We start from the raw sequence: 25,103 nt of genomic DNA, 5'->3' as shown, positions 1-25,103 counted from the left end.
GCCCCCCCACCACCGGTTAACGGGGTCAGAGCCGTTCACCGGTGGGAAACGGCTCTGACCCCGCTCAGCGATCAGGCTTCCAGCGAAGCGAGGTCGCCCTTGCTTTCCAGCCAACCCTTGCGGTCGGACGCACGCTTCTTGGCCAGCAGCATGTCCATCAGCGAACTGGTCTGCTCGCGATCGTCCACGGTCAGCTGCACCAGCCGGCGGGTATCCGGATGGATGGTGGACTCACGCAGCTGCGGCGGATTCATTTCACCCAGGCCCTTGAAGCGGGTCACGTTGACCGCGCCCTTGATCTTCTCGCGTTCGATCTTGTCCAGCATCGAGCGCTTTTCTTCCTCGTCCAGGGCGTAGAACACCTGCTTGCCCACGTCGATGCGGAACAGCGGCGGCATTGCCACGAACACGTGGCCGGCATCGACCAGCGCCGGGAAATGCTTCAGGAACAGTGCGGTCAGCAGGGTCGCGATGTGCAGGCCGTCGGAGTCGGCGTCGGCCAGGATCACCACCTTGCCGTAGCGCAGGCCGCTGATGTCATCCTTGCCCGGATCGCAGCCGATGGCGATGGCCAGGTTGTGTACTTCTTCCGAGGCCAGCACGCTGTTGGACGAGACTTCCCAGGTGTTCAGGATCTTGCCGCGCAGCGGCATGATCGCCTGGAAATCCTTGTCGCGGGCCTGCTTGGCGCTGCCGCCTGCCGAATCACCTTCGACCAGGAACAGTTCGGTGCGCGACAGGTCCTGGCTGATGCAGTCGGCCAGTTTGCCGGGCAGGGCTGGGCCTTGGGTGACCTTTTTGCGGACGACCAGCTTTTCGGTCTTCAGGCGCGCACTGGCGCGCTCGATGGCGATCTGCGCGATCTTCTCGCCCAGTTCCACGTTCTGGTTCAACAGCAGGCTGAACGCATCATGCGCGGCGCCTTCGACGAAGCCGGCGGCCTGGCGCGAGGACAGGCGTTCCTTGGTCTGGCCGCTGAACTGCGGGTCGGTCATCTTCAGCGACAGCACGAACGACACGCGGTCCCAGACGTCTTCCGGGGCCAGCTTGACGCCGCGTGGCAGCAGGTTGCGGAAATCGCAGAACTCGCGCAGCGCTTCGGTCAGGCCGGTGCGCAGGCCATTGGCATGGGTGCCGTGCTGCGCGGTCGGGATCAGGTTGACGTAGCTTTCCTGCACCAGCTCGCCTTCCGGCAGCCAGGCCACGGCCCAATCAACGATCTCCGTGTCCTTCTTCAGATTGCCGACGAACAGATCGGCCGGCAGCGATTCGCGGTCGCCCAGCTCCATCTTCAGATAATCGCGCAGGCCGTCCTCGTAGTACCAGGTATCGACTTCGCCGGTGGCTTCGTCGGTCAGCTTCACGGTCAGGCCCGGGCACAGCACGGCCTTGGCGCGCAGCAGGTGCTTGAGCGCACGCACGGCGAACTTGGGCGTATCGAAGTACTTCGGGTCCGGCCAGAAGCGCAGGCGGGTACCGGTGTTCTTCTTGCCGACGGTGCCGACCACTTCCAGCGGCGAGGCGCGGTCGCCGTTGCGGAAGGTGATGCGGTGTTCGGCACCTTCGCGCTTGATGTGGATTTCCACCAGGGTCGACAGCGCATTGACCACGCTGACGCCGACGCCATGCAGGCCGCCGGAGAAGGTGTAGTTGTTGTTGTTGAACTTGCCGCCGGCATGCAGGCGGGTGAGGATCAGCTCGACGCCCGGGATCTTCTCTTCCGGATGGATGTCCACCGGCATGCCGCGGCCGTCATCGCTGACCTCTACGCTGCCGTCCTTGAACAGGGTGATCTCGATCGAACGGGCGTGGCCGGCGAGGGCTTCGTCCACCGAGTTGTCGATCACTTCCTGCGCCAGGTGGTTCGGGCGCGCGGTGTCGGTATACATGCCGGGGCGGCGCTTGACCGGGTCAAGGCCGGACAGGACTTCAATATCGGCGGCGTTATAGCGGGCGTTCATCTGTCTTCGAAAGCTTGGAGCGACGCGCAAGTGTGCGGTCTGGCCCGTGATTTTGCACGCCTGCGGTTCAGCCTTGGAGCGCGCAAGGGGGTAAAATGGCACCCGCTGGAATCTGAACGCCGGCGCCCCTAGTTGGACCGATATGTCCAAGCCATACCGCGAGGAGGACTCCATGAAGAAGTTGCTGACCATTGCGATCCTGGCCGCCGCTGCCGTTGCAGTGCCGCTGGTGCTGGCGCAGAACGCCGGCCAGCCGGCCCCGCAGCAGGGCGACCAGGCCGACAAGGCGCAGTCCGAGGCGGACGCCAAGGCCAAGCGCCGCGCCCAGGCCAATGCCGAAATGAAGGCCAAGGGCCAGCCGGTCCCGCAGCAGGAAGAAGAGGAAGAAGCGCGCAAGAAGCGCTGATCCCACAACCTGCCAGGCGCCCTTGCGACAAGGGTTGCGCTCCGGAACGCCCCGCCCAGCGGGGCGTTTTTTGTTGGATGGGACGCACAAGCCCCTTGGGTTGGCGGCCATCAATCTGTAAACTATGGCTTTCCGGGAGTAAGTGCGTGTCCACCATTTGCGAATGGGCTGGAGCGGCCAAGCGTGGCTTCCAGCATGGCGGGTCGCAGGTGACGGTCGATTTGACCGGCACGGCCACCCCGACCTCGCACGGTGGTCCCCGTCCGGCGCCTGCCGCCGCATGGAACGGCACCTCCCTCGCTGTCCCAGCGAACCGGAAAACCCCCTCTGAGCACCATGCCCGCCCTCCGGGTGCGCGTGGTGCTGCCGTTTTCCATTTCCAGACAGGATGCTTGCAGCCATGACTCCCTTGATTTTCGTAACCGGCGGCGTGGTGTCCTCGCTCGGCAAAGGCATTGCCGCCGCGTCGCTGGCCGCCATTCTCGAAGCCCGTGGCCTCAAGGTCACGATGATGAAGCTCGACCCGTACATCAACGTCGACCCGGGCACCATGAGCCCGTTCCAGCACGGTGAGGTCTATGTCACCGACGACGGCGCCGAAACCGACCTCGATCTGGGCCACTACGAGCGTTTCGTGCGCACCCGCCTGAGCCGCAAGAACTCGGTCACCACCGGTCGCATCTACGAGAACGTGATCCGCAAGGAGCGCCGCGGCGACTACCTGGGCGCAACCGTGCAGGTCATCCCGCACATCACCGACGAGATCCGTCGCTGCATCGATGAAGCCACCGAAGGCTACGACGTGGCCCTGGTCGAGATCGGCGGCACTGTCGGCGACATTGAATCGCTGCCGTTCCTGGAAGCGATCCGCCAGGTGCGCACCGAGCGTGGCCCGGAGAAGGCACTCTTCATGCACCTCACCCTGGTGCCGTACATCGGCGCCGCCGGCGAGCTGAAGACCAAGCCGACCCAGCACTCGGTGAAGGAGCTGCGCTCGATCGGCATCCAGCCGGACGTGCTGCTGTGCCGCTCCGAACAGGCCGTGCCGGATTCGGAGCGCCGCAAGATCGCCCAGTTCACCAACGTTTCCGAGCGCGCGGTGATCAGCGTGCCGGACGTGGACGTGCTGTACCGCATTCCGTCGGGCCTGCATGCCCAGGGCCTGGACGAGATCGTCGTCAACCAGCTGAAGCTGGCCGACAAGGTCGGTCCGGTCGACCTGTCGATGTGGGAAGACGCGGTCGACGCGACCCTGCACCCGCTGGACGAAGTGACCATCGCCGTGGTCGGCAAGTACGTCGACCACCAGGACGCCTACAAGTCGGTCGGCGAGGCACTCAAGCACGGCGGCCTGCGCCAGCGCACCAAGGTCAACCTGAAGTGGCTGGAAGCGCAGGATCTGGAAGGCACCGATATGGCCGCGCTGGCCGATGTCGATGGCATCCTGGTGCCGGGTGGTTTCGGCGACCGTGGTTTCGAAGGCAAGGTGCTGACCTCGAAGTTCGCCCGCGAGCAGCAGGTGCCGTACTTCGGCATCTGCTATGGCATGCAGGCCGCGGTGGTCGATTACGCGCGCAACGTGGTCGGCCTGGAGGGTGCCAACAGCACCGAGAACGACCGCCAGTCGCCGAACCCGGTGATCGGCCTGATCACCGAATGGCGCACTGCCACCGGCGATGTCGAGAAGCGTGACGACAAGAGTGACCTGGGCGGCACCATGCGCCTGGGCCTGCAGGAACAGCGCCTGAAGCCGGGCACGCTGGCTCGTGAGCTGTATGGCAAGGACGTGGTGGCCGAGCGTCACCGCCATCGCTACGAGTTCAACAACCGCTACCGCACCCAGCTGGAAGATGCGGGCCTGGTGATCGCCGGCAAGTCGATGGACGACACCCTGGTGGAAGTGGTCGAGCTGCCGCGCGATGCGCACCCGTGGTTCCTGGCCTGCCAGGCGCACCCGGAATTCCTGTCCACGCCGCGTGATGGCCACCCGCTGTTCATCGGCTTCATCCGTGCCGCGCGCGAGCGCAAGGCCGGCGGCAAGCTGCTGCAGGAAGTCCGCGCCTGACTTGTGATGGGGGCCCTGAGCCCCCATCTTGCTCGCTTCAACCCCAGTGCATCGGCCCGGCCGCTGCCGTGGACAACCAAGGAAATGCCATGAAACTGTGTGGATTCGAGGTCGGGCTGGATCAGCCCCTGTTCCTGATCGCCGGCCCCTGCGTGATCGAGTCGATGCAGCTGCAGCTCGATACCGCCGGCAAGTTGAAGGAAGTCACCGACCGGCTCGGTGTCAACTTCATCTTCAAGTCCAGCTTCGACAAGGCCAACCGCACCTCGGGCACTGCGTTCCGCGGCCCGGGCATGGAAGAGGGCCTGAAGGTCCTGGCCGAGGTCAAGAAGCAGATCGGCGTGCCGGTGCTGACCGACGTCCACGAATACACCCCGATGGATGAAGTGGCCTCGGTGGTGGACGTGCTGCAGACCCCGGCGTTCCTGGTCCGCCAGACCGACTTCATCCGCAAGGTGTGCTCGGCCGGCAAGCCGGTCAACATCAAGAAGGGCCAGTTCCTGGCGCCGTGGGACATGAAGCCGGTCGTGGAAAAGGCCAAGGCCACCGGCAACGAGCAGATCATGGTCTGCGAGCGCGGTGCCAGCTTCGGCTACAACAACCTGGTCAGCGACATGCGTTCGCTGGCGGTGATGCGCGATACCGGTTGCCCGGTGGTGTTCGATGGCACCCACTCCGTGCAGCTGCCGGGCGGGCAGGGCACCAGTTCCGGTGGCCAGCGCGAGCATGTACCGGTCCTGGCGCGTGCCGCCGTGGCGGTGGGCATCTCCGGCCTGTTCGCCGAAACCCATCCGGACCCGTCCAAGGCGCTGTCCGATGGCCCCAATGCATGGCCGCTGGACCAGATGGAAGCCCTTCTCGAGACCCTGATGGAGCTCGATGCAGTGACCAAGAAGCACGGCTTCTCGCGCTTCGCGTGAGTCGTGAACCGTGGGCGGCGCTGGCAACCCAGCGTCGTCGCCGGCACTGGAAGCAGTGGCCGTGGGGCCTGATCGCACTTGGCCTTGCATTGCTGTCGCTGTCGGGTGCGTTCTTCATCTTCATGCTGGTGGGCGCGGCGATGCGCCCACCCGGTGACGGCGCGGGCCTCAACCTGAAGCCCTATGTCATCACCCTTGCCGTGGCCGAATTGTTCACTGTTTCCGCCGGCATCGTTGCGTCGGTGCTGGGTTGGCGACTGAACCGGGGCAGGGCGGCGGCCGCGCTGGCCATGGTCCTGCTCTCGCTGTGGCTTGGCGTGCTGCTGCACGACCTGTTCTGATGAATACGACGACACCGCTACGAGGCTGGCCCTGGGGCCTGGTCGCCCTGGGATTGTCGGTGCTCGCCTGGAGCAGCCTGTTGACCGCCGTAGTGGCCTTTGCAGCCAGCTTCCGTCCCCCGGGGGACGGCGACAACGGCGTGCAGGCCATGCAGTGGTGGGTGCTGGGCGCGCTGGTCACGCTGGTGCTGTCCTTTCTGGGCAGTCTGGTGGCGATGGTGCTGGCCTGGCGGCGGCAGCGAGGACCCATCTGGGCGGCGATTGCCGGTGCCCTGCTGGTGATGCTGGTGTCGCTGGTGCTGATCGTGATCGGGTCCAGCTGGGGCTGATGCCGATCAGGCCATTTGGCAAGCGACGGGTAGCCGGGGATAATCACGCGGCATTCGTTTTTGTCGCCCCCTCTCCATACAGGTAACCGGCCCGACCATGAGTACGATCCGCAGCATCCATGCCCGTGAAATCCTCGACAGCCGTGGCAACCCCACGCTGGAAGCCGAAGTCACCCTGGAGGACGGTTCGTTCGGTCGTGCCGCAGTTCCCTCCGGTGCCTCCACCGGCACCAAGGAAGCGGTGGAGCTGCGCGACGGCGACAAGACCCGTTACCTGGGCAAGGGCGTGCGCAAGGCGGTCGACAACGTCAACACCACCATCGCCAACGCGCTGAATGGCTTTGAAGCCTCCGACCAGGAGGGCCTCGACCGTCGCCTGATCGACCTCGACGGCACCGAGAACAAGGGCCGCCTCGGCGCCAACGCGCTGCTGGGTGTTTCGATGGCCGCCGCGCATGCCGCCGCTGCATCGAGCAAGCAGGCGCTGTGGCAGTACCTGGCCGCCAAGACCGGCGTGACTCCGTCGCTGCCGGTGCCGATGATGAACATCATCAACGGCGGCGCACATGCCGACAACAACGTCGACTTCCAGGAATTCATGGTGCTGCCGGTCGGCTTCACCTCGTTCTCCGAAGCGCTGCGTGCCGGTACCGAGATTTTCCACTCGCTGAAGTCGGTGCTGAAGGGCCACGGCCTGAGCACGGCGGTTGGCGACGAAGGCGGCTTCGCGCCGGACTTCCGCAGCAACGTCGAGGCGCTGGACACCATCCTCGAAGCGATCGGCAAGGCCGGCTATACCGCCGGTGAAGATGTGCTGCTGGGCCTGGACGTGGCCTCCAGCGAATTCTTCGAGAACGGCAAGTACAACCTGGTCGGCGAGAACAAGCGCCTGACCTCCGAGCAGTTCGTCGACTTTCTCGCCGACTGGGCCGCGCAGTACCCGATCATCACCATCGAAGACGGCCTGGCCGAGAACGACTGGGCCGGCTGGAAGCTGCTGACCGATCGCATCGGCAAGAAGGTGCAGCTGGTGGGTGACGACCTGTTCGTGACCAATCCGAAGATCTTCCAGGAAGGCATCGACTCGGGCACCGCCAACGCGATCCTGATCAAGGTCAACCAGATCGGTACGCTCAGCGAGACCCTGGAAGCGATCGCGATGGCCGACCGCGCCGGCTATGCCGCCGTCGTCTCTCACCGCTCGGGCGAAACCGAAGACACCACCATTGCCGATATCTCGGTGTCCACCACCGCCACCCAGATCAAGACCGGCTCGCTGTGCCGCAGCGATCGCGTGGCCAAGTACAACCAGCTGCTGCGCATCGAGGAAGCTCTCGGCGCCGGCGCGCGTTACGCCGGTCGTGACGCGTTCGTTTCGCTGAAGCGCTGATCCGATGCGCGACTGGCGCTGGATGCTGCTGTTGCTGGCCCTGTTGCTGGGCTGGCTGCAGTATCGCTTCTGGTTCGGTCCGGGCAATTCGGGTGAAGTCATGATGCTCGAAGCCCAGGTCACCAACCAGGAGCGTGACAATGAGGGCCTGCAGCAGCGCAATGACGCGCTGGCTGCCGAAGTGAAGGACCTCAAGGAAGGCCAGTCCGCCATCGAAGAGCGCGCGCGCAGCGAACTGGGCATGATCAAGCCTGGCGAGAAGTTCTACCGCGTGGTCGAGGATGCACCGGTCCATCCGGTGCAGCCCGCGGCGGGTGTCAGCGCGCAGGCGGGCGATCATCCGGCGGACGTGCCATGAGCGCGGCGATCTGGGTGGTGGTTCCGGCCGCCGGTCGTGGCGCCCGTTTCGGTGCGCCCTTGCCCAAGCAGTACCTGCAGGCGGGTGGGCAGATCCTGCTCGCCCACACCCTGGATGCACTGCTGGCGCATCCGGCGGTGGCCGGAGCGATGGTGGTGATCGGTCCGGACGATGCCGACTGGCCGGGCTGGAGCGAATGGGCCGGCAAGCCGGTGCTGACCTGTATCGGTGGCGCTACCCGTGCGGCCTCGGTGCTGGCCGGATTGCAGGCGCTGCCGGAGACGGTGCGCGCCGATGAATTCGTGCTGGTCCACGACGCGGCGCGCCCGAACCTGTCGCCGGCCGATCTCGGCCGCCTGCTCGAAGTCGGTCGTGCCGACCCGGTCGGCGCGATTCTCGCGGCACCGGTGCGTGACACCCTCAAGCGCGCTGGCGACGATGGTGGCATCGATGGTACCGAGCCGCGCGAGCGTCTGTGGCGCGCATTGACGCCGCAGCTGTTCCGCCGCCACCAGCTCAGCCGCGCGCTGTCCGAAGCCGCTGCCGCCGGTGTGGAAGTCACCGACGAGGCCATGGCCATGGAACGCCAGGGCCAGCGCCCGCTGTTGGTCGAAGGCAGCGAGGACAACTTCAAGGTCACCACCCCGGCCGATCTGGACCGGTTTGAATTCGTACTTTCCCGCCGCGCCGGCTGATTGCCCGCGCGGCCCTGCTGCAAGGGCTGTATCCATGAGCACCGCACCGTTCCCGCCCGTCCGCATCGGCCAGGGCTACGACGTCCATGCCTTCGGTGAAGGCGACCACATCATGCTCGGCGGAGTGAACGTGCCACACAGCTGCGGCGTGCTCGCACACAGCGATGGCGACGTGATCCTGCATGCGCTGTGCGATGCCATGCTGGGTGCGATCGCGCTGGGGGACATCGGCCAGCATTTCCCGCCCAGCGACGACCGCTGGAAGGGTGCCGACAGCAGCGATTTCGTGCGCCACTGCGACAGCCTGCTGCGCGAGCGCGGCTGGCGCGTCGGCAACACCGACATCACCGTGATCTGCGAGCGGCCGAAGGTCGGCCCGCACGCGTTGGCCATGCGCGAACGCATCGGCGAACTGCTGCAGCTGCCGCTGGACGCGGTCAGCGTCAAGGCCACCACCTCGGAGAAGCTGGGCTTCACCGGCCGTGGCGAAGGCATCGCCGCGCAGGCGGTGGTGCTGCTGGTGGCGGCATGATTCCGCTGCCGCTCGCGTTCGGCGCGCCGCTGCTGAGCGCACGCATCCGCACCACGCCGGAAGATTTCCAGGTTGATGAACTGCCGGCCTTCGAGGCCACCGGCGAAGGTGAGCACTTGCTGCTGCACATCCGCAAGCGCGGTGCCAACACCGTGCACGTGGCCAAGTTGCTGGCCGCATGGGCTGGCCTGCCGGAAATGGCGGTGAGCTACGCCGGCATGAAGGATCGGCACGCGGTCACCACCCAGCGCTTCAGCGTGCACCTGCCCAAGCGCGTGGCGCCTGACCTGGCATCGCTGGCCAGTGATGAAATCGAAGTGATCGAATCCACCTGGCACAACCGCAAGCTGCAGCGCGGTGCGCTGGCCGGCAACCGTTTCAAGCTGGTGCTGCGCGACGTGCAGGGTGATGCCGCCGCGATCAGTGAGCGCCTGCAGCAGATCGCAGAGCGGGGCCTGCCGAACTGGTTCGGCGAGCAGCGTTTTGGCCGCGACGGTGGCAACGTGCCGGCGGCGCTGGCGATGTTCGGTGGCCGCCGCATGCGCAAGGACCAGCGTTCACTGCTGCTGTCGGCGGCCCGCTCGGCGCTGTTCAACCGCGTGCTGGCCGCGCGCGTGGAGCAGGGCAACTGGGACCAGCCGCTGGATGGCGAAGTGTGGATGCTCGATGGCAGCCGCAGCGTGTTCGGCCCCGAGCCGTACACCGACGTGCTGGCCGAGCGCCTGGCGCGTTTCGATATTCATCCCAGCGCACCGCTGTGGGGCGAGGGTGAACTGCGCAGCACCGAAGCGGCACGCGCGCTGGAGCTGGCGGCGCTGGATGACGACGAATCCAAGGCGCTGCGTGCCGGCCTGGAAGACGCGCGCCTGAAGCAGGAGCGCCGCGCACTGCGCCTGCGTCCAGCGTTGCTGCAGCACCAGTGGCTGGCGGATGACGTGCTGGAACTGTCGTTCGCACTGCCGCCGGGCTGTTATGCCACTGCCGTGCTGCACGAGCTCGGCCCGGTCGAAGACGCCTCGCAGGCCTGACAGAAAAAGGGGACGGAGGGAATTAAGTCGTTTGTGGCACAAACGACTTAATTCCCTCCGTCCCCTTTTTCATCTGCGTGCCAGCAGCACCAGCATCGCGCCGGTGCCGCCTTGTCCGGTCGGCGCCGAATGAAACGCCAGCACGTCGTTGCGCAGCCGCAGCAGGCGATCGACCAGGTTTTTCAGTACCGGCGCACCGCCATCGGACTGCAGGCCCTTGCCGTGGATGATGCGCACGCAGCCGTATTCGTGCGCATGCGCTTCCAGCAGGAACTGGCGCAGCAACGCCTCTGCCTGCGCGGCGGTTGCACCATGCAGGTCCAGCTCGTCCTGCACCGAGTACTGGCCACGCTTGAGGCGCTGGAACACCCGCGGCGGCAGGTTGTCGCGTCGATAGCTGGCCACGTCGCCGGCTTCCAGCGGTGTACTGTCGCGCAGCAGCCGGGCGAACTCGCCAGCGGCTTCCGCCGCGTCACGCTCGGCCATGCGCGCGCGCGGTTTCGGCCGCGGCGCGGCGGGCGCCGGCTCCACTTCCTTGCGCAGCGGCGTCACTTCGCCGATGGCCGCACGGAACAATGCGGCCGGATCTTCATCTTCAGGGTGCGACATGCGCACAGGGTAAACCGCTGGCGTGAGCCTGCCTATGACGATTTGAAGTCGGCCGTGACCGCCGGCAGGGTAGGACCGGCGGCTCGCATGCGGCACAATAGACGATGCCCTTGCAGGGTCGACGGCTTCCGCAGGGAAGCGCGACGGTCCCGCCCACACTGCACGGTGATGGAATCGAATTCTTGGAAAATCAAGCGGTTAAATCGAAGATGCGAATCCTGGTCAGCAATGACGATGGTGTCGACGCCGCAGGCATCCGGATGCTTGCCTCGGTCCTGCGCGAAGCCGGTCACGAAGTGACGGTGGTCGCACCTGACCGCGACCGCTCCGGCGCCAGCAACTCCCTGACCCTGGACCTGCCGATCCGCCTCAAGCGCATCGACCACTACACCGTCTCTGTAGCCGGCACGCCGACCGATTGCGTGCATCTGGCGCTGACCGGCCTGCTTGAATTCGAACCTGACATTGTCGTGTCCGGCATCAACAACGCTGCCAACCTCGGCGACGACGTGATCTATTCCGGAACCGTCTCGGCGGCGATGGAAGGTCGCTTCCTCGGCTTGCCGGCAGTAGCGGTCTCGCTGGTCAGCCGCAATCACGATCCGAAGCACTTCGAGACCGCCGCGCGTGCCGCAGTCGAGATCGTTGCCCGCCTCAAGGCCGACCCGCTGCCCGCCGACACCATCCTCAACGTCAACGTGCCGGATCTGCCGTGGAACGAGGTCAAGGGCTTCGAGGTCACCCGCCTCGGCAACCGCCATCGCGCCGAAGGCTGCATCGCGCAGAAAGACCCGCGCGGCAATGAGGTGTACTGGATCGGGCCAGCTGGCCGCGAGCAGGACTCCGGCCCCGGCACCGATTTCCATGCGGTGCGCACCGGCCACATCTCGATCACGCCGATCCAGGTCGACCTGACCCGCTACCAGGCACTGGAGAAGGTGGCCAGCTGGGTCGGCGGCCTCAGTGCTGCGCTGGACCAGCCGGCATGAGCCCGCGCCTGCGCCTGCAACCGGAAGCTGTCGGCATCGGCATGACCTCGCAACGTGTGCGTGACCGCCTGGTCGATCGCCTGCGTGAAGCGGGCATCGTCGACGAATCAACCTTGAATGCGATCCGGGTGGTGCCGCGCCATCTTTTCATCGATGAGGCGCTGGCGTCACGGGCCTACGAAGACACCGCACTGCCTATCGGCCATGGCCAGACCATTTCGCAACCCTGGGTGGTCGCTCGGATGACCGAGGCTGTCCTGCAGGTGGCACCGAAGCGGGTGCTGGAAGTGGGTACCGGTTCGGGCTACCAGGCCGCGGTGCTCGGTGCACTGGGTCTGGAGGTGTACACCGTCGAGCGCATCGGAGACCTGCTGCGCCAGGCGCGCAAGCGTTTTCGTGCGTTGGGCATGAACATCCGTACCAAGCATGATGACGGCCGCGTCGGTTGGGCCGAGCACGGTCCGTTCGATGCCATCGTGGTCACCGCAGCGGCGCCGGCGCTGGTCGATGTACTGATCGAGCAGCTCGCCGAAGGCGGCCGCCTGGTGGCCCCGGTCGGCGGCCCCAGTGCGCAGTCGCTGGTGCAGTTGGACCGCAAGGCCGACGGCAGCATCGAACAACACGTGCTGGCGCCGGTCACCTTCGTACCGCTGCTGTCTGGCATGCTGGACTAATCCACGGAGCAGGGTTGCATGAAGATTTTCGGGCCGCTGTACGAGCGGGCGATGAAGTGGGCGGCGCACGAACGCGCGCCGACCTACCTCACGGTATTGAGTTTCTTCGAGGCGATCATTTTCCCGGTGATGCCGGAAGTGATGCTGGCGCCGATGTGCGTGGCCCAGCCCAAGCGCGGCTGGTGGTTCGCGACTCTCAGCCTGGCCGGTTCAATGGTCGGTGCGGTGGTCGGCTATGCGTTGGGTCATTTCGCCTTCGAGGCGATCAAGCCACTGTTCGAGGCACTGGGCATGCTGCCGGCGATCGAGCAGGGCATCACCACCGTGCAGGCCAAGATGGCCGAGTCGCCGTGGGCGGTGTTCACCTTCCTGGTGCTGGGCGGCTTCATGCCGATCCCGATGAAGGTCTTCACGTGGGCATCGGGTATCGTCGGCGTACCGATGCCGCAGTACCTGTTGAGCATGCTGATCGGCCGTGGCAAGCGCGTGTTCGTGCTGGCTGCGGTCATCCGTATCGGTGGTGCGCGTGCCGAAGCGGCGCTGCGTCGCTGGATTGAACCGCTGGGCTGGATCGCCACCGCGTTGGTGGTGGTGCTGATCGCCTGGCTTGTATGGAGGTCGAAGTTCGCATGAATCCTGATCGTCTGAGCAAGGGAGTGCGCATCGGCGCGCTGGCGTTGCTGGTTTCCACCCTGGCCGCCTGCGGCACCGCTACCGTGGTTCGTCCTGGTGGGGGCAGCACCGGTGGCGGCGTGACCACGCCGAAGACCTCGGTGCCCAAGCCGGGCCAGACCGTGGTCGTTCGCAAGGGTGACACCATCTATGCGCTGGCCCGCATCCACGACATCACCCCGGCTGACCTGATTGCCTGGAACAGCCTGGACAATCCCTCATCGATCCATCCGGGGCAGGTGATCCGCCTGTATCCGGCCGGTGCCAGCGGTGGTCGCGCACCGACCACGGTGGTGACCCCGCCGCGCTCCGGCGGCAGCACCGCAGGCAGTGCCGCGCCGACCACGGCGCCGGCCGGTCCGGTGAAGAGCAACATCGCTTGGCGCTGGCCGGCCGATGGCGCCGTCGTGGGCCGCTACGTGGCGGGTGATGCGACCAAGCAGGGCGTGGACATCGCGGGCACCAGCGGCCAGGCAGTCAAGGCCACCGCCAATGGCGTGGTGGTGTATTCCGGTGCCGGCCTGGTCGGCTACGGCGAGCTGATCATCATCAAGCACAGCGACCAGTGGCTTTCGGCGTACGGTCATAATCGCAAGCGCCTGGTGAATGAAGGGCAGAGCGTGAAGGCTGGCGAGCAGATCGCGGAGATGGGCCGTACCGGCGCGAACCGCGACATGGTCCACTTCGAGATCCGCTACAACGGCAAGCCGGTCGACCCGCAGCAGTACCTGCCGGCGCGTTGATCGTCGATTCGCCATCTGGGCGGATCCCCGGCCCGGCGTAGCACGCCGGGCGTTTGCCGTCGGCGCGGCCCATGGGCCGCAAACGCCGTCGGCGCACCCGCTACAACGGCAAGCCGGTCGACCCGCAGCAGTACCTGCCGGCGCGTTGACGTTGGTAGCGCCGGGCCATGCCCGGCGCCTTTCCGCCGCGAAGCGACGCCGCCCGAGCATGGGCTCGGGCGCTACAGGCTACGTGTGATCCAAGGTAGCGCCGGGCGATGCCTGGCGGCTCTGTTCCTCAGCCTTCCAGAATGAAGGCGGCAGCGACCTTGCGGCCTTCACCGGCCAGGATGTTGAAGGTGCGCGCGGCAGCCGGGTTGTTCATCACTTCCAGGCCGATGCCGCGGCTCAGGCATGCAGCCATCACCACCGCCGGCGGGAACACCTGGCGGTCGCCGGTGCCGAGCACGATCAGCGCCGGATTCAGTGCCAGGATCGGCTCCAGGTCGGCCAGCTGCAGCTCGGCGGCACGTGCCACCGGCCACTGCGCGACCAGCTGGTCCGGAGTCAGGAAGAAACTGCTGCCCAGGACCTGGTCATTTACCTTGGCCGAGCGGCCATCGGCGGCGCGCAGGCTGTAGGCGTAATCGGGCGGTTCGTGGTTCAGCTGCATGGCAGTAAGGCGATCAGCCGCGCGGCAGCACGATCTGGCGCTGTTCCTTGCTCGGGCGATACAGCACGGCGACGTGGCCGATGCGCTGCACCAACGCGCTCTCGGTGGCTTCGACGATCTCGCCGATCATCACGTCACGGGCGTCGCGGTCTTCGGCAGCGACCTTCACCTTGACCAGCTCGTGGCGCTCCAGCACTTCATTCAGCTCAGCGATGAAGGCCGGGGTCACGCCCTTGCCGCCGGTCTGCAGCAGCGCCTTCAGGTCGTGGGCTTGGCCGCGCAGGAAACGGGTCTGGGAAGCGGTCAGGGCGATGGACATGCAGGAAAACACGGTTGAATGGGGCGATCAGGGTATCATGAGGACCCCATCAGCCCCTATTTTCAATGGCTACCCGCAGCAAAAGCAGCCAGCGCTGGCTCAAGGAACATTTCTCCGACCCCTTCGTGAAGAAGGCGCAGGCCGAAGGCATGCGCTCGCGCGCCGCCTACAAGCTTGAAGAGCTGCTCGAACGTGACCGGCTGCTGAAGCCGCACATGGTCGTGGTCGACCTTGGCGCGGCCCCGGGCGGTTGGTCTCAGCAGGTTCGGAGACAGATCGGCGATACTGGCCGTGTGCTGGCCCTGGACATCCTGGACATGCCGCCGCTGGCCGGCGTGGAGTTCCTTCACGGTGACTTCAGGGAAGAAACCGTCCTATCGCAGTTTGAAGCCATGCTCGGTGATCAGCCGGTAGACCTTGTGCTGTCGGACATGGCCCCCAATAAGAGTGGTGTAGGCGCGGTCGACCAGCCGCGGATGATGCACCTGGCGGAGCTGGCCCTGGATTTTGCCGACAACCACCTGAAGACCGGTGGGGCGTTCCTGATCAAGCTGTTCCAGGGCGAAGGCTTTGACGACTACGTGCGTGACATGCGCCGCCGGTACGACAAGGTCTCCATCCGCAAGCCGGAAGCGTCGCGCAAGCGCTCTCCCGAGGTGTATGCCTTGGGTCAGGGAAAACGCGCCCACATGAAGTAAGCTCGCAACGTACGCAAGTTCGACCCCAACGCAACGCCAGCACTAAGAGGAACACCGGAGCCAATGAGGATGAACGACTTGACCAAGAACCTCCTGCTATGGGTGGTCGTCGCCGTCGTGCTGATGGTGGTCTTCCAGAGCTTCTCGCCCAAGACCTCCGGGGCTGGGGCGCAGGGCGCGTCGTATTCGCAGTTCCTGGACCAGGTGGACAGCGGCAACGTGCAGAAGGTCGCCTTCGGCGGCGACATGCGCGGCGGCACCAGCCAGCTCACCTACACCACCCGTGGCGGCCAGTCGGCCACCATCACTGCACCGTTCGATCGTGACCTGATCAACGTGCTGCGCACCAAGAACGTGGAAATCGTGCAGGAAGAGCCGTCCAGCGGCATCTCCCTCGGCGCGATCCTGATGAATTTCCTGCCGGTCATCCTGATCATCGGCTTCTGGTTGTTCATCATGCGCCAGATGCAGGGCGGTGGCGGCGGTGCCAAGGGCGCGATGTCCTTCGGCAAGTCGCGCGCCAAGCTGCAGGGCGAAGACCAGATCAAGGTCACCTTCGCCGACGTCGCTGGCTGCGACGAGGCCAAGGAAGAAGTGGGCGAACTGGTCGACTTCCTGCGTGACCCGTCCAAGTTCACCAAGCTGGGCGGCAAGATTCCGCGTGGCGTGCTGATGGTGGGCCCGCCGGGTACCGGCAAGACGCTGTTGGCCAAGGCCATCGCCGGCGAGGCCAAGGTGCCGTTCTTCTCGATCTCCGGTTCGGACTTCGTGGAAATGTTCGTCGGCGTCGGCGCCAGCCGTGTGCGCGACATGTTCGAGCAGGCCAAGAAGCACGCGCCGTGCATCATCTTCATTGATGAAATCGACGCCGTCGGCCGTCACCGTGGTGCCGGCCTGGGCGGCGGTCATGACGAGCGCGAGCAGACCCTGAACCAGCTGCTGGTCGAGATGGATGGTTTCGAGGGTGGCGAAGGCGTGATCGTGATCGCCGCGACCAACCGTCCGGACGTGCTGGACCCGGCGCTGCTGCGTCCGGGCCGTTTCGACCGTCAGGTGGTGGTTGGCCTGCCGGACGTAAAGGGCCGCGAGCACATCCTCAAGGTGCACATGCGCAAGCTGCCGCTGGCTGACGACGTCGTGCCGATGGTGATCGCACGTGGTACCCCGGGTTTCTCCGGTGCCGACCTGGCCAACCTCTGCAACGAGGCCGCCCTGTTCGCCGCCCGTGGCAACGAGAAGGAGGTCCGCATGGACCACTTCGATCGTGCCCGCGACAAGATCCTGATGGGTGCCGAGCGTCGTTCGATGGCCATGAGCGAGGAGGAGAAGACCCTCACCGCGTACCACGAAGCCGGTCACGCCATCGTCGGTCGTCTGGTGCCCGAGCACGATCCGGTCTACAAGGTCACCATCATCCCGCGCGGCCGTGCGCTGGGTGTGACCATGTACCTGCCGGAAGGCGACAAGTACTCGATGAACCGCGTGGCGATCAAGTCGCAGCTGTGCTCGCTGTACGGTGGCCGCGTGGCCGAGGAGCTGATCTTCGGTGCCGACAAAGTCACCACGGGTGCCTCCAACGACATCGAACGTGCCACCAAGATGGCCCGCAACATGGTCACCAAGTGGGGCCTGTCCGACCAGCTCGGCCCGATCGCCTATGGCGAAGAGGACGATGAGGTGTTCCTGGGCCGTTCGGTCACCCAGCACAAGAGCGTGTCCAACGACACCGCGCGCCGCATCGACGAGGAAGTGCGCAACATCCTCGACGAGGCTTACGCACGCACCACCGAGCTGATGACGGCCAACCTGGACAAGCTGCACGCGATGTCCCAGCTGCTGCTGCAGTACGAAACCATCGATGCGCCGCAGATCGACGCCATCATGGAAGGCCGCGATCCGCCGCCGCCGGCCGGCTGGAACAAGTCGAACAAGGATGGTGGCAACGACAAGGGTGGCGACGCCCGTCCGCTGCCGCCGATCGCAGGCCCGGCCGAGTCGCACTGAAGGCCCGCTGCAGGTAATACCAGACGAGGCCGGGGCAACCCGGCCTCGTTGTTTCCGGGCCACTGGCCCATCCCGAAGAACCGTTCTGATGCTGGAGCCCGCATGTCCACCCCGAAGCCCGAACCGATTTCCCACACCGTCGAGATGATCATCGCCACCGTGGTCGGCGTGGGTGTAGGCCTTGGTGCCGACAACCTGTTGCTGGGCTGCGTGGTGGGTATCGGTGTCGGCATCGTGCTGAGCATCGCCAAGACCCTGTACGTGGACCGCAAGCGCCGCCGCCGTTGATGGGTATCGGCAGGGCTGCGCCCTGCACCTGCTACGAGCCGGAGCAACAGCAACAGCTACAGCTACAGCTACATTCCGTGGGATGGCGGGGCGGTGTCGGAGTGCGGGGACGCCGCGAGTACGTCCCTGTAGGCTTGGCAGCCGCATCCATGCGGCTGACACCCCGCACTCCGACACCGCCCCACCTCTGACAGATTTCGGGAGCTGTTGGTAGGTGTCGACCTTGGTCGACACATCTGTCAGATATCGATGTACAAGAATGGGGTCAGATCCGTTTTCCGCAGGAAAACGGATCTGACCCCAAGAGCTGCTCCGAAAGATCGCAGAAATCTGTCGAAGGCGGGGTGGGTCCGGTTGCGGGAGTGTCCGCGGCATGGATGCCGCGGCCAAGCCCCCATGGATGGGTTTACGGCGTCTCCCGCAACCGGACCCACCCCGGCTACCCTCAGGAAACCAGCTTCTGCTGTTGCTTGGGCTCTTGCTGTGGCCGTTGCCTCTGCGGGTGCAGGGCGCCGCCCTGCCGAACTAAACTACCCGGCGTTGTCCCTGCAGGATTGCCCATGTTCGATACCTCGCCCCAGCTCGATTGCGCCGGCCGCATTCTGCGCCTCGACCGTGCCCGGGTCATGGGCATCGTCAACGTCACCCCGGACTCGTTCTCCGATGGCGGCGCGCACGATACCACCGAGGCCGCGGTCGCACATGGCCTCAAGCTGGTCGAGGAGGGCGCGGACCTGCTGGACATCGGCGGCGAATCGACCCGGCCGGGCGCTGCGCCGGTATCGGTGGAGGAGGAGCTGCGCCGGGTGATTCCGGTGATCGAGCAGTTGGCTGCCCGAACCCAGGTGCCGATCAGCATCGACACCTTCAAGCCCGACGTGATGCGGGCGGCAGTGGCGGCCGGCGCCGGCATGATCAACGACATCTTCGGCCTGCGCCAGGAAGGCGCATTGGACGCGGCTGCCGAGGCCGGCGTGCCGGTGGTGCTGATGCACATGAAGGGCGAGCCGGGCCATATGCAGGCCGATCCGCATTACGACGACGTGGTCGGCGAGGTGCATGGTTTCCTGGTGCAGCGCCTGTTCGCTGCCGAGATGGAGGGCATCGAGAAGAAAAACCTGCTGATCGACCTCGGTTTCGGCTTTGGCAAGACCACCGCCCACAACATGACCCTGCTGGCGCGTTCGGAGCGCTTCCTGGAACTGGGCGTGCCGATGCTGGCTGGCCTGTCGCGCAAGCGCAGCCTGGGTGAACTGACCGGTCGCGACACGCCGTCTGAGCGAGTGGCTGCTTCGGTTGCCGCGCACCTGATCGCAGTTCAGCGAGGTGCGGGCATCGTGCGCGTGCATGACGTGGCCGCCACGGTCGACGCACTGAAGATCTGGCAGGCACTGGAGGCCGTACCGACGCCGCGCGCCGACGCCACGCCGACGATCCGCTGGCCGGACGAAGACTGATGGGGATCGACCAGCGGCCGCTGGCGATCGCCGTGATGGGACCGACCGCCAGTGGCAAGACCGCGACTGCGATCGCCCTGGCCCGGCAGCTGGATGGCGAGATCGTGAGCGTCGATTCGGCACTGGTCTATCGCCACCTGGACATCGGCTCGGCCAAGCCCGATGCGGCCGAGCGTGCGCAGGCGCCGCACCACCTGCTGGATCTGCGCGATCCCTGGCAGACCTATTCGGCGGCCGAGTTCGCGGCCGATGCCGGTCGCGTCGTGGCCGACATCCTGGCGCGCGGCAAGATGCCGATCCTGGCCGGCGGCACCGGGTTGTACTTCCGCGCCTTGTTGCAGGGCCTGTCGCCGATGCCGGAGGCCGATCCGGCGACGCGCGAAGCGCTCAGCGCCGAAGCCGCCGAACGCGGCTGGGCGGCACTGCATGCGGAACTGGCCAAGGTTGATCCGGCGGCCGCCGCACGCATCCATGCCACCGACCCGCAGCGCATCCAGCGGGCGCTGGAGGTCTATCGCCTGACCGGTACCCCCATCACGGAGTGGCAGCGCCGGCCGGGCGTGGCGCCCTTGCCGGTGCGCACGCTCAAGCTGGTCCTGGCCCCGCGTGACCGCGCGGTACTGCACCAGCGCATCGAGGCGCGCTTCGACGCCATGCTGGCGCAGGGTTTCCTTGACGAGGTGCGGGCGCTGCGCGCGATGCCGGAATTGGCCGCCGTGGAGGCGCCACTGGACCTGCCGGCGGTGCGCGCGGTCGGCTATCGCCAGGCTTGGGAGTACCTGGACGGGCAGGGCGATGCCGCCCGCTTCCGTGACAAGGCGATCTTCGCCACCCGGCAGCTGGCCAAGCGCCAGCTGACCTGGCTGCGCGGTGAACTTGATGCGCGCTGGTTCGACCCCCATATCGACCGGGAGCGCCTTGCCGGCGCGGTGTCGACCTTCGTCGCACGCTGAACCCCCGCCAGCCGTGTAACATCATCGGTCGGTGGGCGGCTCGGGGGCCGCGGCAACCGTCGGCAACCCAATAAGAACAATAATCAGGAGTGTGCAATGTCCAAGGGACAATCGCTGCAGGATCCTTTCTTGAACGCACTGCGGCGCGAGCGCGTGCCGGTTTCGGTGTACCTGGTCAACGGTATCAAGCTGCAGGGCACGATCGAGTCGTTCGACCAGTTTGTGGTCCTGCTGCGCAACACGGTCAGCCAGATGGTCTACAAGCACGCCATTTCCACGGTGGTACCGGCACGCAACGTGAAGGTCGGACCGGGTGGTGGCTATGTGCAGTCGGGTGAAGGTGGTCAGGCGGGTGATGAAGCAGACGAGTAAGACTGGAGCGGTGAATGTTTGACCGCTCGAAAAAGGGCGAACACGCCCTCTTGATCCAGCCGCATTTCGGCAAGCTGGAAGACGATGTGCTGGAAGAGTTCGGTGATCTGGCCCGCTCGGCTGGGGCCAGCATCGCCGCCACGATCACCGCGCGCCTGGATCGGCCCAATCCGTCGACCCTGATCGGCAGCGGCAAGCTGGACGAGATCAAGGCTGCCGCAGATGCCTCTGGCGCCGACCTGATCCTGGTGAACCATGCGTTGAGCCCGGGCCAGGAGCGCAACCTGGAGCGCTTCCTCGAACGCCGGGTGATCGACCGTACCGGCCTGATCCTGGACATCTTCGCCCAGCGTGCGCACAGCCACGAAGGCAAGCTGCAGGTCGAGCTGGCACAGCTGCGCCACCTGGCCACGCGGCTGGTGCGCGGCTGGACCCACCTGGAGCGCCAACGCGGCGGTTCCATCGGCCTGCGCGGCCCGGGTGAAACCCAGCTGGAAACCGACCGCCGCCTGCTGCAGAAGCGGGTGGAACAGCTGCAGAAGCGGCTGGAAAAGGTGGAAGTGCAGCGCACCCAGATGCGCCGCGCACGCGTGCGCAGCGAGCTGCCGCGCGTGGCCCTGGTGGGCTACACCAACGCCGGCAAGTCGACCCTGTTCAACGCCATGACCGGTGCCGAGGCTTACGCTGCGGACCAGTTGTTCGCGACCCTGGACCCGACCGTACGCCGCATCGCGGTGCCGGGTGGCAACGTGGTGCTGGCCGACACCGTCGGCTTCGTCCGCGACCTGCCGCATGATCTGGTCGCCGCGTTCCGCTCGACCCTGTCCGAGGCGCGCGAGGCCGACTTCCTGCTGCACGTGGTTGATGCCGCCGATCCGCACCGCGAGGAGCGCATCGCCCAGGTGGACGAGGTGCTGACCGCGGTTGGTGCCGGCGATCTGCCGCAGCTTCTGGTGTTCAACAAAATTGACCGCATCGACGGTGCTGACGTCCGCCACGATGGCCAGGACGGCGTTCCCGACGAGTCACGCCGCGAGCGAGTGTGGATTTCCGCACGCGATGGACAGGGCCTGGACCTGCTGCAGAGCGTGCTGGGCAAGCGCCTTGGCCTGCAGCACGTGACCGGTGAACTGCGGCTGCCGCCGGATGCCGGCCGTCTGCGCGCGCGCCTGCACCAGTTGGAAGTGATCCGCAGCGAGCAGGCCGATGAAGACGGCTGGCTGCTGCAGGTCGACCTGCCTATCGCCGAAGCCGAAAAGCTGGCCGCCAGTGCCGACGGCGCGCCGATCCGGGCGCTGCTGCCTGAGAAACTGCCGGAGTGGTGAGGTAGCGCCGGGCCCTGCCCGGCGACTGCCGTCACGGAGGCCCGCGACACGCGGCCGTCATCTGCGGTACAACGTGCAGGTTCTTCACCCCACCGTCATGCCGATGCCCATTCCCACCGACGCTGAACTCAATGCCCTGTCCGCCGCGCTCGGGCAGCGCCTGCAGCAGGCCTCGCTGCAGCTGGTGACCGCCGAGAGCTGCAGTGGCGGCTGGATCGCCAAGTGCATGACCGACATCGCCGGTTCCTCGGCGTTCTTCGACTGTGGCATGGTGGTCTACAGCTACGAGGCCAAGCAGCGTCTGCTCGGCGTGCGCGCGCAGACCCTGGAGCAGTTTGGTGCGGTCAGCCGCGAAACCGTGTTGGAGATGGTGTCCGGTGCGCTGGTCAATTCCGGCGCCGGCATCGCCGTGGCGGTGACGGGTATCGCTGGCCCTGGCGGCGGTAGCCCTGACAAGCCGGTCGGCAGCGTCTGGATCGGCTGGAAGCGCCGTGGAGGTTACGCCCGCGCCGAATTGTTCCAGTTCGATGGCGACCGCGAAGCCATCCGCCGGCAAACCGTGGCCGCGGCATTGCGCGGTATCGACGCCCAGCTGTGACATGCTGCTCCGGTAATCGTCCGGAGCACGCATGATGTGGGAAACGCTGGGCACGGTCCGTGACCTGGGCCGACTGCAGGAAATTGCCGTCGTCCTGATCCGCTATGGCTTCGGCGATGTGGTGCGGCGCATCGGCCTGGCCACGGTGCTGGAGCGGGCAGGGCGCCTGCTGCACTGGAACGAAGAGCGCCAGGAACTGCTGCGGATGACCGCACCGGTGCGCGTGCGCAGCGCCATGCAGGATCTCGGCCCAACCTTCGTCAAGCTTGGCCAGGTGCTGGCGACGCGCGTCGACCTGCTGCCGCCGGAATGGATCGCCGAGCTTTCCGAACTGCAGAACGCAGTGCCGGCCTTGCCGTACGCGGACATCCGCGAGCAGCTCGAGTCCGACCTCGGTGCGTCGCCGCAGGAGGTGTTCGCCTTCCTTGATGAAACGCCCATGGCTGCGGCTTCACTGGCGCAGGCCCATCGCGCGCGCCTGCAGGACGGTCGGGAGGTGGTGCTGAAGGTACGTCGCCCCGGCATCCGCGATGTGGTCGAGGCCGATCTGCGGTTGCTGGCACGCCTGGCCGAGATCGTCGAGGCGCGCCTTCCGGATCTGCGTCGTTACCGTCCGGCCGAGGTCGTGCAGCAGTTCACCGTGTCGCTGCGCCGCGAGCTGGATTTCGCCGCCGAATGCCGCAATGCCGAGCGCATCGCGCGCAACTTCAAAGGCCGCGACGATATCCTGATTCCCAGCGTGCATTGGCAGTGGACCTGCGAAAGCCTGAATGTGCAGGACTTCGTTGATGGCATTCCCGGCCGCGACCTGGCCGGCGTCGACGCCGCAGGGCTGGACCGGCGCGAACTGGCGCGGCGTGGTGCCGACATCGTGCTGAAGATGGTGCTGGAGGACGGCAGCTTCCACGCCGATCCGCATCCGGGAAACATCATCTACCTGCGCGACGGCCGCATCGGCGTGATCGATTTCGGCATGGTCGGTGCGCTGTCCGAAGTGCGTCGTTTCCAGGTCGCGCAGCTGCTGCACGGGCTGGTCGAGCAGGACCCGCAGGGCGTGGCCGACGTGCTGCTGGACTGGGCCGGCGGCGTGGAAGTGGACGAAAACCGGCTGCAGCACGACATCAGCCAGTTCGTCGACCAGTACCGGGGCGTGCCACTGAAGGACCTGCGCATCGGCCTGATGCTGGGCGACATCACCCAGCTGCTGCGCAGCTACAGCCTGACCCTGCCGGCCGACCTGGCGCTGATGATCAAGGCGTTCCTGACCCTGGAAGGCATGGGCCGGCAGCTGGACCCGGATTTCGACATGGCCAGCGCCGCGCGACCGTTCCTGGAGCGGGTGGTGCTGCAGCGCTATGCGCCCAAGGCGCTGCTCAAGCGTGGCCGGCGCAGCCTGCTGGGCCTGGTTGATTTCGCCGGCGAACTGCCCCGTGACCTGCGCAAGCTGGTCCAGGCCGCACGCCGTGGGCGCCTGCAGCTGAAGGTGGAAACCACGGCGTTGCAGGGCTTCGGCGAACAGGTCAATCGCGCCGCCAACCGGCTGGTGATGGGCATCGTCACCGCCGCTCTGATCATCGGCTCATCCATCGTGATGCACAGCGTCGGCGGGGTTTCCAGCCGCTGGCTGCTGGCGCTGGGCGTATGCGGTTTCATCGGCGCCGGCTTCTGCGGCGTGTGGATCCTGTTTTCGATATGGAGAAGCGGCAAGCACACCTAGTGTGCTTGCCGCAGCGGTTCCCAACGGGAACCGCGGAATCGCTGCGCGATTCCTGTAGAGCCGACCGCTGGTCGGCTGCTCTTGCTTTTGCCCCTACCAGCTGGGCCATGCCCGGCGACGGCGCCGAGCATGGCTCGGCGCAATAGGTCGTTCCCCGTCAGTCCTGCAGCCCGCCGTGTCGCAACCAGCACTTGCAGTCCCGTTCGTTAGTAGTAATACTACTAATCATGGACCTGACCGACACCCAGCAGGCGATCCTGCAGTTGATCGCCGAGCGTATCGAGAGCGAAGGCGCACCGCCGTCGCAGACTGAAATCGCGCGTGCATTCGGCTTCAAGGGCGTCCGCGCGGCCCAGTACCACCTGGAAGCCCTGGAGCAGGCCGGTGCGATCCGTCGCATTCCGGGCCAGGCCCGAGGCATCCGCCTGGTGCAGGCGCCACCGCTGGAGAAGCTGGCCGAGCCGGGCCTGCCCGACAACGTTCTGCGCCTGCCGGTGCTCGGCCGGGTCGCAGCAGGTCTGCCGATCGGTGCCGACATCGGCTCGGATGATTTCGTGGTGCTGGACCGGGTGTTCTTCTCGCCGGCGCCGGATTACCTGCTCAAGGTGCAGGGCGATTCGATGATCGACGAGGGCATCTTCGACGGTGACCTGATCGGCGTGCACCGCACCCGCGATGCCCATTCCGGGCAGATCGTGGTGGCCCGCATCGATGACGAGATCACCGTCAAGCTGCTGAAGATCGCCAAGGACCGTATCCGCCTGCTGCCACGCAACCCCGACTACAAGCCGATCGAGGTGCTGCCGGACCAGGACTTCTCGATCGAAGGCCTCTATTGCGGCCTGTTACGACCCAACCGTTGACCTGTTCCATAGCGCATTACCCCGCGGTCTTTTGTGGCGATTCTCTGGTTCCACTGAGGTTGGTACGGATGTCCGATAATTCTTTTCAGAGCGCCGGGCAGAATCTCAGCCTGTGCGATACGTCCGACTTAAAGTGAACCCATGG

Annotated in this window: 28 protein-coding genes; 24 read left to right on the top strand and 4 right to left on the bottom strand. The window is 66.1% G+C overall.

What is annotated here, in order from left to right; genetic code table 11:
- Positions 1–71: 71 nt before the first annotated feature.
- A complete protein-coding gene (gene parE, locus AC07M7_RS18705; RefSeq protein ID WP_046984409.1) occupies positions 72–1,961 on the bottom strand; it encodes a DNA topoisomerase IV subunit B in 1,890 nt (629 codons plus the stop codon).
- Between the two features lie 172 nt (positions 1,962–2,133).
- Between parE and AC07M7_RS18700 the strand changes: the two genes are divergently transcribed.
- From AC07M7_RS18700 to truD, 10 genes are all read left to right on the top strand, one after another.
- A complete protein-coding gene (locus AC07M7_RS18700) occupies positions 2,134–2,367 on the top strand; it encodes a hypothetical protein (protein ID WP_032969519.1) in 234 nt (77 codons plus the stop codon).
- A gap of 400 nt (positions 2,368–2,767) precedes the next feature.
- Positions 2,768–4,432 carry a CTP synthase gene (gene pyrG / locus AC07M7_RS18695; protein WP_004152841.1) on the top strand — a complete coding sequence of 555 codons (1,665 nt, stop codon included), beginning with the start codon at positions 2,768–2,770 and terminating at the stop codon, positions 4,430–4,432.
- A gap of 89 nt (positions 4,433–4,521) precedes the next feature.
- A complete protein-coding gene (gene kdsA, locus AC07M7_RS18690) occupies positions 4,522–5,352 on the top strand; it encodes a 3-deoxy-8-phosphooctulonate synthase (protein WP_495208028.1) in 831 nt (276 codons plus the stop codon).
- Positions 5,349–5,693: a hypothetical protein gene (locus AC07M7_RS18685; protein WP_430766401.1), complete on the top strand. Its 345-nt coding sequence runs from the start codon at positions 5,349–5,351 to the stop codon at positions 5,691–5,693. The genes kdsA and AC07M7_RS18685 overlap by 4 nt, the downstream gene beginning before the upstream one ends.
- Positions 5,693–6,022, top strand: a complete 330-nt coding sequence (locus AC07M7_RS18680; protein WP_428710535.1) for a hypothetical protein — start codon at positions 5,693–5,695, stop codon at positions 6,020–6,022. The genes AC07M7_RS18685 and AC07M7_RS18680 overlap by 1 nt, the downstream gene beginning before the upstream one ends.
- 97 nt (positions 6,023–6,119) lie before the next feature.
- Positions 6,120–7,412, top strand: coding sequence for a phosphopyruvate hydratase (eno, locus tag AC07M7_RS18675; protein ID WP_495208027.1), 1,293 nt, complete (start codon positions 6,120–6,122; stop codon positions 7,410–7,412).
- 4 nt (positions 7,413–7,416) lie between these two features.
- The gene (gene ftsB / locus AC07M7_RS18670) at positions 7,417–7,770 is read left to right on the top strand and encodes a cell division protein FtsB (protein ID WP_046984413.1); all 354 of its coding nucleotides are present in this window, start codon (positions 7,417–7,419) and stop codon (positions 7,768–7,770) included.
- Positions 7,767–8,465, top strand: coding sequence for a 2-C-methyl-D-erythritol 4-phosphate cytidylyltransferase (gene ispD, locus AC07M7_RS18665; protein ID WP_046984414.1), 699 nt, complete (start codon positions 7,767–7,769; stop codon positions 8,463–8,465). Before ftsB ends, ispD begins: the two co-directional genes overlap by 4 nt.
- Before the next feature lie 34 nt (positions 8,466–8,499).
- Positions 8,500–8,997 (top strand): 2-C-methyl-D-erythritol 2,4-cyclodiphosphate synthase, encoded by a 498-nt coding sequence (ispF, locus tag AC07M7_RS18660; protein WP_065722302.1) that lies wholly within the window; start codon positions 8,500–8,502, stop codon positions 8,995–8,997.
- A complete protein-coding gene (gene truD, locus AC07M7_RS18655; RefSeq protein WP_295378415.1) occupies positions 8,994–10,025 on the top strand; it encodes a tRNA pseudouridine(13) synthase TruD in 1,032 nt (343 codons plus the stop codon). The genes ispF and truD overlap by 4 nt, the downstream gene beginning before the upstream one ends.
- 69 nt (positions 10,026–10,094) lie before the next feature.
- Here truD and AC07M7_RS18650 read toward each other — a convergent pair whose 3' ends face one another.
- The gene (locus AC07M7_RS18650; RefSeq protein ID WP_295378418.1) at positions 10,095–10,634 is read right to left on the bottom strand and encodes a Smr/MutS family protein; all 540 of its coding nucleotides are present in this window, start codon (positions 10,632–10,634) and stop codon (positions 10,095–10,097) included.
- 209 nt (positions 10,635–10,843) lie between these two features.
- On the opposite strand from AC07M7_RS18650, the gene surE reads away from it, so the two are divergent.
- Genes surE through AC07M7_RS18630 form a run of 4 tightly spaced genes read left to right on the top strand, consistent with a single transcriptional unit; the run spans position 10,844 to position 13,712 of the window.
- A complete protein-coding gene (surE, locus tag AC07M7_RS18645; RefSeq protein WP_012510655.1) occupies positions 10,844–11,623 on the top strand; it encodes a 5'/3'-nucleotidase SurE in 780 nt (259 codons plus the stop codon).
- Positions 11,620–12,297 carry a protein-L-isoaspartate(D-aspartate) O-methyltransferase gene (locus AC07M7_RS18640; RefSeq protein WP_046984418.1) on the top strand — a complete coding sequence of 226 codons (678 nt, stop codon included), beginning with the start codon at positions 11,620–11,622 and terminating at the stop codon, positions 12,295–12,297. Before surE ends, AC07M7_RS18640 begins: the two co-directional genes overlap by 4 nt.
- A gap of 18 nt (positions 12,298–12,315) precedes the next feature.
- Positions 12,316–12,930: a YqaA family protein gene (locus AC07M7_RS18635; protein WP_004152860.1), complete on the top strand. Its 615-nt coding sequence runs from the start codon at positions 12,316–12,318 to the stop codon at positions 12,928–12,930.
- A complete protein-coding gene (locus AC07M7_RS18630) occupies positions 12,927–13,712 on the top strand; it encodes a peptidoglycan DD-metalloendopeptidase family protein (RefSeq protein ID WP_136638588.1) in 786 nt (261 codons plus the stop codon). Before AC07M7_RS18635 ends, AC07M7_RS18630 begins: the two co-directional genes overlap by 4 nt.
- Positions 13,713–13,989: 277 nt before the next feature.
- Here the strand turns inward: AC07M7_RS18630 and AC07M7_RS18625 are convergent, their stop codons facing one another.
- Complete coding sequence (locus AC07M7_RS18625; protein WP_253079824.1) at positions 13,990–14,364, bottom strand: Mth938-like domain-containing protein; 375 nt, start codon at positions 14,362–14,364, stop codon at positions 13,990–13,992.
- Between the two features lie 13 nt (positions 14,365–14,377).
- Positions 14,378–14,683 (bottom strand): ribosome assembly RNA-binding protein YhbY, encoded by a 306-nt coding sequence (yhbY, locus tag AC07M7_RS18620; protein WP_004152868.1) that lies wholly within the window; start codon positions 14,681–14,683, stop codon positions 14,378–14,380.
- Positions 14,684–14,748: 65 nt separating this feature from the next.
- Here yhbY and rlmE point away from each other — a divergent pair, with 65 nt between their 5' ends.
- The 10 genes from rlmE to lexA all read left to right on the top strand — a co-directional run bounded on the left by rlmE (position 14,749) and on the right by lexA (position 24,958).
- A complete protein-coding gene (rlmE, locus tag AC07M7_RS18615; RefSeq protein WP_004152870.1) occupies positions 14,749–15,381 on the top strand; it encodes a 23S rRNA (uridine(2552)-2'-O)-methyltransferase RlmE in 633 nt (210 codons plus the stop codon).
- A gap of 69 nt (positions 15,382–15,450) precedes the next feature.
- On the top strand, positions 15,451–17,385 hold the full coding sequence (ftsH, locus tag AC07M7_RS18610) for an ATP-dependent zinc metalloprotease FtsH (RefSeq protein ID WP_169050334.1): 1,935 nt from the start codon (positions 15,451–15,453) through the stop codon (positions 17,383–17,385).
- A gap of 102 nt (positions 17,386–17,487) precedes the next feature.
- Complete coding sequence (locus AC07M7_RS18605) at positions 17,488–17,673, top strand: hypothetical protein (protein ID WP_065722299.1); 186 nt, start codon at positions 17,488–17,490, stop codon at positions 17,671–17,673.
- Positions 17,674–18,233: 560 nt separating this feature from the next.
- Positions 18,234–19,130: a dihydropteroate synthase gene (gene folP, locus AC07M7_RS18600; RefSeq protein ID WP_495208026.1), complete on the top strand. Its 897-nt coding sequence runs from the start codon at positions 18,234–18,236 to the stop codon at positions 19,128–19,130.
- Positions 19,130–20,083 (top strand): tRNA (adenosine(37)-N6)-dimethylallyltransferase MiaA, encoded by a 954-nt coding sequence (miaA, locus tag AC07M7_RS18595; RefSeq protein WP_495208025.1) that lies wholly within the window; start codon positions 19,130–19,132, stop codon positions 20,081–20,083. The genes folP and miaA overlap by 1 nt, the downstream gene beginning before the upstream one ends.
- A gap of 96 nt (positions 20,084–20,179) precedes the next feature.
- On the top strand, positions 20,180–20,455 hold the full coding sequence (gene hfq / locus AC07M7_RS18590; RefSeq protein ID WP_004152891.1) for an RNA chaperone Hfq: 276 nt from the start codon (positions 20,180–20,182) through the stop codon (positions 20,453–20,455).
- Positions 20,456–20,469: 14 nt separating this feature from the next.
- Positions 20,470–21,780, top strand: a complete 1,311-nt coding sequence (gene hflX, locus AC07M7_RS18585; RefSeq protein ID WP_428710307.1) for a ribosome rescue GTPase HflX — start codon at positions 20,470–20,472, stop codon at positions 21,778–21,780.
- A 103-nt stretch (positions 21,781–21,883) separates the two neighbouring features.
- Positions 21,884–22,378: a CinA family protein gene (locus AC07M7_RS18580; RefSeq protein ID WP_428710306.1), complete on the top strand. Its 495-nt coding sequence runs from the start codon at positions 21,884–21,886 to the stop codon at positions 22,376–22,378.
- A 34-nt stretch (positions 22,379–22,412) separates the two neighbouring features.
- Positions 22,413–24,095 carry a 2-polyprenylphenol 6-hydroxylase gene (ubiB, locus tag AC07M7_RS18575; RefSeq protein ID WP_136638629.1) on the top strand — a complete coding sequence of 561 codons (1,683 nt, stop codon included), beginning with the start codon at positions 22,413–22,415 and terminating at the stop codon, positions 24,093–24,095.
- A gap of 227 nt (positions 24,096–24,322) precedes the next feature.
- Complete coding sequence (lexA, locus tag AC07M7_RS18570; protein ID WP_012510665.1) at positions 24,323–24,958, top strand: transcriptional repressor LexA; 636 nt, start codon at positions 24,323–24,325, stop codon at positions 24,956–24,958.
- Positions 24,959–25,103: the final 145 nt, after the last annotated feature.

It is taken from the genome of Stenotrophomonas sp. GW821-FHT09E08 (genome assembly GCF_059416125.1).
Note: the sequence above shows the minus strand (reverse complement) of the source record. Positions and strands in the feature narration are given on the sequence as shown.